This is a genomic window from Colwellia sp. BRX10-4, assembly GCF_014077465.1.
Taxonomy (GTDB): domain Bacteria; phylum Pseudomonadota; class Gammaproteobacteria; order Enterobacterales; family Alteromonadaceae; genus Colwellia_A.
The window spans coordinates 36,236-48,180 of the sequence record NZ_JACGVZ010000013.1; the positions used below are offsets into that span (position 1 = coordinate 36,236).

Below are 11,945 nucleotides of genomic sequence, written 5' to 3' on the forward strand. Positions count from 1 at the left end.
AATTAATGAGGTAAATTAGATAAAAATTCCCGCAATAGTTGCGCTCATCAGGTTAGCCATAGCCCCAGCAAGAACCGCTTTCATGCCAAGCTTAGCAATATCGGGGCGACGAGAAGGTGCCATGTTACCCATGCCGCCTAATAAAATAGCCACGGAAGATAAGTTGGCAAAGCCACAAAGCGCAAAGGTAATAATGGCTTGGGTTCTGGCACTTAATTGATCAGCAACAGTAATAAAATCTAGATAGGCAACAAATTCATTGATGATAATTTTTTGACCAAGGAAACTCCCAGCCATGTTTGCTTCATGCCAAGGGATCCCAATAAGATAAGCGACTGGTTGAAAAACATAACCTAAAATCAGTTGTAAGCTTAAATTTTGTAGGCCAAACCATTCTCCAAAGCCACCTAGCAAACCGTTTACCATCGCCAGTAGAGCAACAAATGCTAATAACATGGCTCCAACATTTAGCGCGAGCATCATGCCATTTGATGCTCCGGTGGCCGCTGCATCAATAACATTAACGGCCTCTTTAGCATCGCTTTTCATATCGTCTAAGTTGTCGTTCGGCTGTTCAGTTTCAGGCACTAACATTTTTGCCATCAGCAAGCCGCCAGGAGCAGCCATAAAGCTAGCAGCGATGAGGTATTTTAAATCAATACCAATACCAGCGTAACCGGCGACTACCGAGCCTGCTACCGATGCTAAGCCACCAACCATTACCGCAAAAAGTTCAGAGCGGGTCATCTTAGGCAAAAATGGTTTTATCACTAAAGGCGCTTCTGTTTGACCAACAAAAATATTTGCGGTCGCTGACATAGATTCAGCTTGACTGGTTTTAAGAAGTTTTTGCAAACCACCACCAATAAACTTAATGACCAACTCCATTACACCAATATAATAAAGCACGGCAATCAACGCCGAGAAAAAGACGATGACGGGTAAAACATGGAAAGCAAACATAAAGCCTAAGCTTTTTTCACCTATTTGTTCACCAAATATAAAGCTAATACCGTCATTGGCATAGCCAATAACACTAGATACGCCGCTAGCAACACTCAACAAAATATCTTTACCTGCGGGGATATATAACACAAAAGCACCCAGAGATATTTGTAACACTAGTGCACCAATAATCGTTCGCCAATTAATGTTCTTTCTATCTGACGAGGCGAAATAGGCAATAGCTAAAAGGACAAAAATCCCCAAAATGCTGCGTAGTATATTCGTATCCATGTTATTCCCTGTTATTTTGATTTTCTTATTATTTTTATGACAATGGAGACTAAGACCAAATACAGCATTTTATTTATTTTGAGTATTGATATTAAAAACCTGACTATATAGTCAGGTTTTTAATCTAAACTAAGATTCTACTTAGGTCAATAGGATATTATCGAATAACCACCAATTACTCGGATACTACAACAGCAATATTTATCGATAATATTAATGATGATGCCACTAGCAATTTAGCTGATAAATTGAACCTATAGACAGGCCATAACAACGAGGTTAAAACTTTGTTGTATTGCTGTTATTTATCAAAAAAATGAATTTTTATGGTGCTATTGACGGCAATCAAGATAACTTAAATCACTATATCAACTACTTATGATTGTTAGTCAGACTGCTGCACTATCTGCGCTAAGTCATACCTAATTGGTCAAAGTTAGATTACTAAAGGCTTTAGCACAGCCAACTCCAACAAATAAACTCTGTATGATTAGCGTTTATGTTATGACACTTATCAACCCCTTTTCATTGCTGTCTGTCTTAAGCCTCGCTTTTCATGGTCAGATAAGAAAGCCATTTTTAACGCGTTATCTTGCAATGTACGACACTGCGCGTGACTTAGCCCCGCTTCAAGTGCCGCCTGCTGATATTCATATTTTATGTCACACCCCTGCACAGCAGGATCGTCACTGTTGAGGCAAACAAGTAAACCTCTATCAAGAAATGTTTTAACGGGATGCTGACTAATATTTTTTACTGTCCCTGTTTGATAATTTGACGTTAAACATGATTCAATGGCGATATTGTGCTGATACATATAATCCATTAATTTTTCATCGCCAACAGCATGAGTACCATGGCCAATGCGGGTTGCATGTAATTCATTGATAGCCTGATAGATGCTCGATGCTCCATCCGCTTCACCAGCATGAATAGTCACCTGTAAACCGGCTTTATCAACCAAAGCAAAGTGTTCAACAAAGAGTTGACCTGGCTTGCCTAACTCATCTCCAGCCAAATCGACCGCGACAAGATCATTTTTGTGCGCAAGTAAGGCATGTAACTCCTCAAAACAGGCATTAACACCAAAGGTACGACTTAAAATACCAATAAGGTTAATTTGGACAGGGAAATCTTTTTGCGCTAACTTTACGCCGTCGACCACCGCAGCAACCACGTCGGTGACATTGAGCTTATGTTCCATAGCCATATAATAAGGAGAGAATCTTAATTCAGCATAATCAAGCCCTTGCAAAAAAGCATCTTCAACGTTTTCATAAGCGATACGTTTACATGCCTCTAAATTAGCTAACACGCTAACGCCATAATCAAGTTTTTGTAAAAAAGAGACTAAGTCACTTTCTTTACCTTGAATTTGTACATGCTGTAGTAAATCAGTCAAATTATCAGCAGGTAATTCGATACCATGCTGTTGTCCTAATGCCAGAATTGTTTTTGCTCTTATATTGCCATCTAAATGGCGGTGTAAATCAATAAAGGGAATATCGCTAAACATTCTACTATTCCTTAACATTTTATCTGTTTATACTCATGGACAAAGAAAACTTGACCATATGGTTAATTTATTTTACATTCTAAACACAACCTGACACAACCTGACACAAGTGACAAGTTATGTTTGATTGATGACTTATTCACCTACTAATATAAGTACATGAAATTGTGATAAATATATGAAATTCAAAATACAATTACTGACTAAAATTAAACATAAAAAGACCCATAAACCACTTAAAATTAATTTTATTCAACTAGCGTTACCGCTTTTATTAGCTGTTTTTGTCACACAAGCATCCGTTATTCAACCTGCAATAGACCAACAACCTGACATTAGAGTAGCAACATTTAATGTCAGCATGGACGCAACTAATTACCTACCTAATAATAAAATAGGGTCAGGTGTTGAACTTATCGCTGCTCTTAAAGACGATCGTCAACAAATTAAGAATATTGCTGAAATTATTCAACGTAACCGCCCAGATATTATTCTCCTTAATGAATTTGACTATATTGCCGACCCAAAACAAGGCGTTGAAATATTTTTAAAGCAATATTTAGGTAAATCACAACAGGGAATAGCTGCCATTGATTACCCCTATTATTATTTTGCTCCGGTAAATACTGGTGTAAGCACGCCTTTTGATTTGGACAATAACGGTAAAAAAACTAATAATCTTGGCGACGCTCAAGGTTATGGCCACTTCCCTGGTCATTTTGGTATGTTAGTGCTATCTAAATATCCAATTGATGAGGATAATATTAGAACTTTCCAACATTTCCTTTGGAAAGATATGCCCAATGCCATAGTGCCAATCAATCCAAGTACGAAAGAGCATTGGTATAATGAACAAGAATGGCAAATGCTGCGTTTATCGTCTAAATCGCACTGGGATATTCCGATTAATGTCCAAGGTAAACTTGTTCATATACTAGCAAGCCACCCTACACCACCGGTGTTCGACGGTGAAGAAGACCGTAATGGTGCTAGAAACCATGACGAAATACGCTTTTGGCAAGACTATATTACCCCCAACAAAGGCAATTATATTTACGATGACCAAGGGGGTAAAGGTGGGTTAACATTAGATAGCCGCTTTGTTATTTTGGGTGATCAAAACGCCTCTAAAGATGAAGGTGCTGCCCGCAAAGAAGGCATTAGTAACCTCTTGGCTAGTCCTTTTATTAATAATGATATGACGCCTGCTAGCGTCGCTGCAATAAAAAATAGTAACAGCCCTTTTGCTGCTAATCATACCGCTGGCTGGGGTATGCAAGCAGACTATGTGTTACCTTCTCGCCTTGGTATTAACCTAAAAAATAATGGTGTTTTTTGGCCAAAGAAAGACAGCCCACTTTATCGCTTAATTGAAACGCGCTCCGCTTCATCTGATCATCGTTTGGTTTGGGCGGATTTAATTTTAACAGCCAAAGATAAGCTAGCTAAAAATATTATCATGGTTATTGGCGACGGAATGGGACCCGCCTACACCACGGGTTATCGTTATTATATGGATAATATAAATACGCCACAGGTAGAGACAACTATTTTTGATGAACTGCTAACAGGCATGGTCAGTACTTATCCGGTTAATAGCCAAGGTTACGTTACCGACTCTGCCGCAGCCGCTACTGCATTATCTACCGGTTATAAGACCTATAATGGGGCGATTGGTGTTGATGTAAATAAAAAACCGTTATTAACGCTAATGGAGCGAGCAAAACAATTAGGCAAGAAAACCGGCTTAGTGGTTACCTCCCAAATTAACCACGCAACTCCTGCCGCCTATTTTTCTCACAATGAAAGTCGTAAAAATTATAATGAAATCGCCGACAGTTACTTTGACGACAAAATTAACGGTCACTTTAAGGCTAATTTAATGCTCGGCGGCGGTAGCAAATATTTTATTCGCCCTGACAGAAACTTAGTCAGCGAATTCAAGCAAGCAGACTTTCAATATATTGATGATTTATCAAAACTTACTTCGCTTAATAAACAACAACCGGTATTGGGTTTATTTGCTGAAGTCGGACTGCCGTGGACACTTGACAATAAAAATGAAAACCATTTACTGGCAATGGCTAAAGCTGGCGTACGACATTTAGAAAATAATGAAGGTTACGTACTACTTGTTGAAGCAAGTCAAATAGACTGGGCGGGTCATAGTAATGATATTGCTGCTGCTATGGCTGAAATGCAAGATTTAGCCGAAACACTTACTTGGTTGAAGAACTATGTGGAAAATCGTGATGACACCTTATTAGTTGCCACGGCAGATCATAGTACAGGTGGCTTAACCCTGGGTGCTAACGGCGATTATCGCTGGCAACCTGAATTTTTGAAAAACTTAACCGCATCACCTAAAAGTATTGCAACAAAATTAGCGCATCAAAACACAGCTATTTCTGCCCAGCAATTAACAGACGCTCTCGGCTTTATTATTACCGACCAAGAAGCTAATTTGTTTATTGGGCGCAGCGATGAAAAATCTATCTATGAGCAAATTAAATTATTAATTGATTCAAGAACTAATACCGGTTGGACTTCTGGTGGCCATACCGGTATTGACGTACAAGTTTTTGCCACTGGTAATGGCGCTAAAGCCTTTAACCGTCATCAAACGAATACCGACATAGCTAAGCAGCTATTTTTGGTGCTTGAAGGCAATTAACTAAGATTCACTAATGGTCATTAATGACTGAATAATACTAACGAAGAGACTCAATACCATTGAGCAAACAACCTAAAGGAAAATTATGAAAATACAAATGTTAACAGCGGTACTCGGCCTTAGCGTGCTTTCTAGTCATGCTAATGTTGTGATCACTGAATATGTTGAAGGTGGAGGTAGTAATAAAGCTATTGAAATTTCTAATCTTGGCAGCGTAAATGTCGACTTAGCCGCGGAAGGTTATAAACTCGACCTTTATTCTAATGGTAAAACAGAAACAACTAACGGTATATCATTGCAAGGCTTATTAGTGCCAGGCTCGAGCATTGTTGTTTATAACAAGGATGCCACTGCCGAATTTAAATTTGATGCTCCTCAAGGCCTTGAAGATTCAAGTGCCACTTACTTTAATGGTGATGATGCCCTATTACTTTCAAACGCTAATGGCGTTGTTGACAGTTTTGGACAATTAGGAACAGACCCAGGCAGCAACTGGGGTGAAGGTGATTTTTCTACTAAAGATCATACTTTACGCCGCTTAACATCAGTCACTGAAGGTGATACCACTTCTGACGATGCTTTTGACCCCGCGACCCAATGGGCGACCTTTCCAAAAGACACCTCTGACGGTTTAGGATGTACTGGTATAGCGGCCTGTGATGGCAATCAACCCTTACCGACTGAAGGCGGGGCATCAACTGGCCAAGGCATTGTTCTTATCACTGAGTATGTTGAAGGCGGTGGCAGTAATAAAGCCATTGAAATATCTAACTTAGGTACTGCAGATGTAGATCTAGCGGTAGATGGTTATAAACTAGAGCTTTATGCAAATGGCAAGACAGATTCACCAAATGAGCTATTATTGCAAGGTTTACTTGTACCTGGCTCTAGTATTGTTGTTTATAATCAGGGGGCAACTGAACTATTTACATTTGATGCTCCTCAAGGTATTGAAGACACAAGCGTAACTTACTTTAATGGTGATGATGCTATTTTACTTATTAACAATGCCGGTATTGTTGATAGCTTTGGCCAATTTGGTGTTGACCCAGGTAGCAATTGGGGTACGGGTGATTTTTCAACAAAAGATCATACCTTACGTCGCCTAAACTCGGTTACCGAAGGTGATACCACAGCTGATGATGCTTTTGACCCAGCAACACAATGGGCTACTTTTGCTAAAGATACTGCTGATGGTTTAGGCTGTAGTGGCGAAGTAACTTGTGATGGTTCACAAGCTTTACCTACTGCTGGTACGCCTACTGGTGATGGATCAACACCGGCTACAGGAATTTGTACAAACTGCCCTGACTTAGCAAAAATAGCTGACCGAACGACTTATGTCGAAGCCACTTATTATAGCCAAGCAAACGCTGCAGAAGCCGCCGGTTTACGTGCAGCAATTACAGCGGACATCAGTGTTAATCATAAACAACTAACCTACTCTGAAGTATGGACCGCGCTAACCAGTACCGATGAAGATGCTACAAATGCTGACAACATAATTTTACTCTATTCAGGACGTTCAATTGCCAAAGCAGATAACGGTAGTGGTTCTGCTTCAAGTAATCAAAATTTTTGGAATCGAGAGCATACATGGGCTAAATCACATGGTTTTCCAGAGACTAACCAATTAGGTTATACCGATATTCATCATTTGCGCCCTACTGATATATCGATGAATAGTGACCGTGGTAATCGTGATTTTGATATTGGTGGTACCGCTAATACTGAAGCGCCTGAAAACAGAAGCACAGCAGATACTTGGGAACCAAGAGATGACGTTAAAGGTGATGTTGCCCGTATGATGTTTTATATGGATGTACGTTACGATGCAGGTACAGAAAGTACTATGCCTGATTTAATCTTAGTTGATACTGTTGGAACAGCAACGAGCAAATTGAGTGATGGTACTGGCAAACTAGGTAAATTGTGTACCTTGTTTGACTGGCATTCACAAGACCCCATAGATACCTTTGAAATAAACCGTAACCACACTATTTATGAGTTTCAAGGCAACCGTAATCCTTTTATCGATCACCCAGAGTGGGTTGATGGTCTTTATGCTTCAGCTTGTGGTGCTGCTAGTGATGGTGGTGATGCTAATGCAGCACCAACCGTTTCAGCAGGTGACGAACAATCAGTTGCTTCTGCTGCTAACGTAACACTAACGGCAACAGCTGCAGATAGTGATGGCAGTATTGCTAGCTATGTTTGGACACAAACTAGCGGTAAAGTTGCTGACCTTACTGTTTATGACACAGCTACCATTACTTTTGTTGCACCAAAAGTTGGTAAAGATGAAAGCCTCATATTTAACGTGACTGTTATGGATGATCAAGGTAAAACAAGCTCAGCCACTGTTACTATTAATGTTGCCGCTGAAGTAATAGCAAAGGAAGACACCAGTGGTGGTACTGTTTACTTTTTACTTGCAGGACTTGCCCTACTATCGTTAAGAAGATTTAATAAGTAGGTTACAACTCAGCTTCTTGTTAGCAGAACGAGTTGCATTAATGATAAATTAATGCAACTCGCATCTCTGCAACTACCAGCAAAACCTCCCCAAGTAATAAAGTTCTTTACTGCTCTATCAAGCTTAATCATACTTAGATATAAAATAGTTTACTGCAGATAAGAAAACACTAAAACAAGGATTATGTAGATGATAAATAAAAGTTTGATGGCTGTTATGGTCATTACACTCGCACACCTGCCGATTAAATCAGCATTCGCACTTGGCCCTAATGGGCATCGTATGGTTGCCAAAATAGCCGAGGATAACTTAGAGCCTTCGGCCAAAAAGGCGCTAATGCAGCTAACCGATGGCGCACCATTAGCTCAAATGGCTAATTGGTCTGATAACATACGTTCAGATAAAAAATGGGATTATGCTAAGCCTTGGCACTATATTTCTATTGATGATGACGAAGTATTTGATGGGCTAAAAAGAAATGAAGATGGCGACATATTAAAAGCTTTAGCTGATTTTGAAAAAAAACTTCGCGATAAAAAAATCACCAAAGAAGAGAAATGGCAAGCACTAGCTTTCTATATTCACTTTGTTGGCGATATTCACCAACCGCTTCATGTTGGACGCAGAGATGACCTTGGCGGTAATAAAATAACCGTTAAATGGTTTGGAAAACCAACAAAACTTCATGCTGTGTGGGATTCGTCAATTATTGAGCATCAAAAGCTTTCTTATACCGAATATGCTAACTTTTTAAATAATCAAACGCCAGACACCATTAACTTATGGCAAGATACCGTTTATCTTGATTGGGCGAAAGAATCTAAATCTAACAGAGAAACAGTCTATGACTTCCCTGAAGATAAAGAATTAAGTTACCAGTATGCGTATAAAAACACCCCGATATTAAATGAACAAATAGCCAAAGCAGGCTTCCGTCTTGCTGGAATGCTAAACGATATTTTTAAAGAATAAATAATCGTTATTCACATAAGAGCCTAGTAAATATCTGGGCTCTTTCAGTTTAGTAAAACGCCGCAACTAAACAAGTAAAATCATTACCTAGGCTAATTAAGCCATTATTTATTAATGGTTTTACCTCAAAATTTCTAATGGATTCAATCGCTACTATTTTGCTAACGCAAACAACTTTACTTTATTAGATATTTCATTGCCGTCTGCGCAAACTGCTGTAAATTTATTGGAATAATAACAAAGAGCGCTATCCCTTGATCAAAGTCAGGGTTGAGCTGACAATAATATTGAATTTCTGCTTTGTCGCTACAGCGCAACATTTCCAATTCATGCTGGCTATAATTACTGCTTCGATTGACTGAAACTAAACAACGCAACTGATTTTCATTACTGTTTTTTCCGTTTGGATTAAAACGCGTAAACAATTCCTTGGGTGCAGATTGCCCAAAATGTGGCCAAACAATGGCGGTATTCTTGGCAATTGCTCGATACATAGCAGGGCTGAGCATAGTATCGGCATAATAGTGTTTGCGCCAGGGTCTTTGTAACCAGCTTTTAAAGCTCTCTTTAATTGAAAATAAAAAAGTATTACTCCCCTTTCGATATTGTGGAAGAAATGCAGCAGAAGCCTTAATTACCGTATAATTTGCACTGTCTGTGAAGGTGAGTAAGCAGTAGCCTATGATTTGCTCATTATTGACGTAAAGTCTCAACTTCCTCTGATTGGGCTCAGGGCTATCAAAATATTTTAGTAGATAATCTTCTGCATCTATATCAGCAAAACTAACCTTGATAATATCGCTAAGTGCGTTTCTTTGCCAAGCTGACAACCATTGTTTAGACTGTATCAAGTCTAAGGAGCTGAGTTCACTAATAACAAATCTCTCTAATAATATAAGTTAGGGTAATAGATTAATTTGAAAAGCTTATAAGTGCAAACCATCAAATAAGCTACTGGGCCAATTAGAAGTGTTATCTATAGAGTATTTTTAAGGGCTAGCCAGAGTATTTTGTAAGGTAGGCGCTAAAAATGGAAAATAAGGGGGTTGCGGCAACCACCCGTTATTTTCCGTTTAATTAACTTATTATGATTCTTTAGTCGCTCTTAACATCCACGCTGTTTTCTCGTGTATACGCATACGATCAGACACTAACGAAGCGGTTGACTCATCATCAGCAGCTTGTGCAATTTTTAAAACTTCACGCGATGTTTTAATAACTTGTTCGTGCCCTTTGGTAAGTAACTCAACCATCTGCGCAGAACTTGGTACACCGTCAATCTCTTTAATAGAGCTTAATTTTGAAAACTCTTTATAGGTTCCTGGTGCAGGTACATCTAGGGTTCTAATGCGTTCAGCGATGTCATCAACAGCAATTGCTAATTCGGTATAATGCTCTTCAAACATCAAGTGTAATTCACGAAATTGTAAACCAGTTACATTCCAATGAAAGTTATGTGTTTGCAAATATAGCGTATAAGAGTCGGCTAAAAGTCGTTTTAAACCGTCTGATATTTCCGTTCTATTTTCTTTATTTATGCCAATATCTATATCAGTCATGTAATTTCCTAATTTTTAGAATTTGATAAATGTATAACGCCTTATCGAACGAGCGATAAATTGTTGACTAAAATTGAAAACTTCAAACGCCAGTCAACTGCTTACGTTCTTTTGAGCAATTTAGATTCTTACTCTACTTTGATTTCTAAAGCAATTCGTATCATAACACAAATCACCCTTGCCTATAAACCAGCATAATAATAGTAAAAATATAGAGTACCGTTTAAAGCGTTCATAACAACAATAATCTTTCCTCTTTATTTTAACTGTTTTTGCCGATACATCATGCGGTCAGCGTGATCAATTAAGTCTTTTAGTGATTCGCCATATATTTTCCATACAGCGAGATCATAAGAAATTGAAGCAGGTGTGTTTTTCGCCAGACTATACTCATCAACCCCTTTAGCTAATCGTTCTGGAAGTTTAGTCACATGATTTTCAGAAAATATATTAGTCAAGACAATGATAAACGACTCCCCCCGAAACTTAATTCATATGAGCAATAGCCTCCTCAACTGGCCATGCATTTTTATATGACCGCTCAGACAATATCTAAATCCAATGTCATCTTCAATTAGAGACCCTCGACAAAATGTTATATTATTGTGGTAAATATTGCTGGATTTTAAAGTGACGACTTAAGTATCGATGAGTTTTATTATCTATTGTGTTATTATTTTAAGAAAGTTCAGACAATTTCTTGGGGGTGTTAACTTAAACACGTTTAGCCCATTTTCATTAACTACTGTTGTACTATAGCTACTTCATCTTCTCATTTAAGTGTTATCGACATGGATCTATTTTCATCTTTATTTGAACAGCCGATTAATCTTTTACCATATGATGGTGATGTCGATTATTTTGGTGAGATTATCTCTTTAGACGATAGCGACTATTACTTTAATCGCTTACTTAACGGTATTGATTGGCGTTGTGACCAAGCGGTTATTTTTGGTAAAACTATTGAAACAAAAAGAAAAGTGGCTTGGCATGCTACTGAATGTTTTAGCTATACCTACTCAAATATTACTAAAACAGCGTTGCCTTTTACCGATGATTTGCTTTCATTAAAAGCACTTGTCGAGCGCCATAGTGGTGAAACTTATAATTCATGCTTACTTAACCTTTATCACAGTGGAGAAGAAGGCATGGCTTGGCACAGCGACGGTGAAAAAGATTTAAAGGACCAAGGTGCGATTGCATCGTTAAGTTTTGGTGCTGAAAGAAAATTTGCTTTTAAGCACAAGATATCAAAAGAAGTCATTACCTTACCCCTTAAAGCAGGCAGTTTGTTAGTCATGAAAGGACCAACACAACAGCATTGGCTCCATCGTTTACCGCCAACTAAACTCATTAAAGACGCAAGGATTAACCTTACGTTTAGAACGATTGTCAACACATAACGTATTATCGTTAACAAGAGTAATTTTCGTCACTTTGTATAAGCAAGGTGATGAATATACCGCCATTAACCGTCAAACTATGCTTTATTGTCAACGTCTTTAGGTCCTA

The 11,945-nt window shown here is 38.5% G+C and carries 8 protein-coding genes and 2 pseudogenes; 5 read left to right on the plus strand and 5 right to left on the minus strand.

What is annotated here, in order from left to right; all coding sequences use genetic code 11:
* Positions 1 to 15: 15 nt before the first annotated feature.
* Together H4J67_RS11575 and add are read right to left on the minus strand one after the other, a co-directional pair.
* On the minus strand, positions 16 to 1,236 hold the full coding sequence (locus H4J67_RS11575; RefSeq protein ID WP_182172333.1) for a NupC/NupG family nucleoside CNT transporter: 1,221 nt from the start codon (positions 1,234 to 1,236) through the stop codon (positions 16 to 18).
* A 514-nt stretch (positions 1,237 to 1,750) separates the two neighbouring features.
* Entirely contained in the window at positions 1,751 to 2,752 is a 1,002-nt protein-coding gene (gene add, locus H4J67_RS11580; protein WP_182172330.1) for an adenosine deaminase, read from the minus strand.
* A gap of 178 nt (positions 2,753 to 2,930) precedes the next feature.
* Between add and H4J67_RS20635 the strand changes: the two are divergent.
* The 4 genes and pseudogenes from H4J67_RS20635 to H4J67_RS11595 form a co-directional block, all read left to right on the plus strand.
* Positions 2,931 to 4,178 (plus strand): annotated as a pseudogene (locus H4J67_RS20635) (endonuclease/exonuclease/phosphatase family protein); the annotation flags it as partial.
* 30 nt (positions 4,179 to 4,208) lie between these two features.
* Positions 4,209 to 5,426 (plus strand): annotated as a pseudogene (locus H4J67_RS20640) (alkaline phosphatase); the annotation flags it as partial.
* Between the two features lie 85 nt (positions 5,427 to 5,511).
* On the plus strand, positions 5,512 to 7,902 hold the full coding sequence (locus H4J67_RS11590) for an endonuclease (protein ID WP_182172324.1): 2,391 nt from the start codon (positions 5,512 to 5,514) through the stop codon (positions 7,900 to 7,902).
* A gap of 189 nt (positions 7,903 to 8,091) precedes the next feature.
* On the plus strand, positions 8,092 to 8,874 hold the full coding sequence (locus H4J67_RS11595) for a S1/P1 nuclease (RefSeq protein WP_083278102.1): 783 nt from the start codon (positions 8,092 to 8,094) through the stop codon (positions 8,872 to 8,874).
* Between the two features lie 176 nt (positions 8,875 to 9,050).
* On the opposite strand, the gene H4J67_RS11600 is transcribed toward H4J67_RS11595, so the two are convergent.
* The 3 genes from H4J67_RS11600 to H4J67_RS11610 form a co-directional block, all read right to left on the minus strand.
* Positions 9,051 to 9,725 carry a hypothetical protein gene (locus H4J67_RS11600; protein ID WP_182172321.1) on the minus strand — a complete coding sequence of 225 codons (675 nt, stop codon included), beginning with the start codon at positions 9,723 to 9,725 and terminating at the stop codon, positions 9,051 to 9,053.
* A 234-nt stretch (positions 9,726 to 9,959) separates the two neighbouring features.
* On the minus strand, positions 9,960 to 10,433 hold the full coding sequence (locus H4J67_RS11605; protein WP_182172318.1) for a Dps family protein: 474 nt from the start codon (positions 10,431 to 10,433) through the stop codon (positions 9,960 to 9,962).
* A gap of 257 nt (positions 10,434 to 10,690) precedes the next feature.
* Positions 10,691 to 10,924 carry a diguanylate cyclase domain-containing protein gene (locus H4J67_RS11610; protein ID WP_310650633.1) on the minus strand — a complete coding sequence of 78 codons (234 nt, stop codon included), beginning with the start codon at positions 10,922 to 10,924 and terminating at the stop codon, positions 10,691 to 10,693.
* A gap of 300 nt (positions 10,925 to 11,224) precedes the next feature.
* Here H4J67_RS11610 and H4J67_RS11615 point away from each other — a divergent pair, with 300 nt between their 5' ends.
* Positions 11,225 to 11,836 carry an alpha-ketoglutarate-dependent dioxygenase AlkB gene (locus tag H4J67_RS11615; RefSeq protein WP_182172312.1) on the plus strand — a complete coding sequence of 204 codons (612 nt, stop codon included), beginning with the start codon at positions 11,225 to 11,227 and terminating at the stop codon, positions 11,834 to 11,836.
* Positions 11,837 to 11,945: the final 109 nt, after the last annotated feature.